The sequence below is a fragment of the Treponema sp. R8-4-B8 genome, from assembly GCF_054786175.1.
This window is the reverse complement of record NZ_BDHE01000391.1, coordinates 1-450: the sequence shown is the minus strand read 5'-3', so window position 1 is coordinate 450 and position 450 is coordinate 1. Positions and strand designations below refer to the sequence as shown.

The window sequence follows — 450 nt, the reverse complement described above, 5'->3', positions numbered from 1 at the left end:
TGGGGAAATTATCCGCAGACAACCTCATCAATCCAATATCAGCGGCAATCACAGCGTCCACACCTAATTGATCCAACTGATACAGTACATTCAAAGCGGAAGCGATTTCATTTTGCTTTATCAGCGTATTGAGCGTAACGTAGACCTTGACGTTACGGGAATGGGCGAACGGAACTAGAACCGACAATTCGCGGATCGTGAAGTTCTTCGCCCGCAGACGCGCGTTGAAATCATCAAGGCCGAGATAAACGGCGTTTGCGCCGGAGTCTACGGCGGCGTGAAATGATTCACGGCTTCCGGCTGGAGCCAATAACTCCGGTTTATCGCTATGCTGTATCTTCATCGTATCGTCTATAAATTGCGATTGCTTTTTCATCACGCATCGCGCCCAACGCCTAATCTTGAACGCACCGCACCGAATAGCCGTACTCCTGTCTCTTATACACATCT

The 450-nt window shown here is 49.1% G+C and carries 1 protein-coding gene; it reads right to left on the bottom strand.

Translation table 11 applies throughout. The features are described 5' to 3' along the window. On the bottom strand, nt 1-376 hold a 376-nt coding region (locus tag ACYVRA_RS08915; protein WP_461252357.1), incomplete at its 3' end, for a peptidase U32 family protein. Between the last annotated feature and the right edge of the window lie 74 nt (nt 377-450).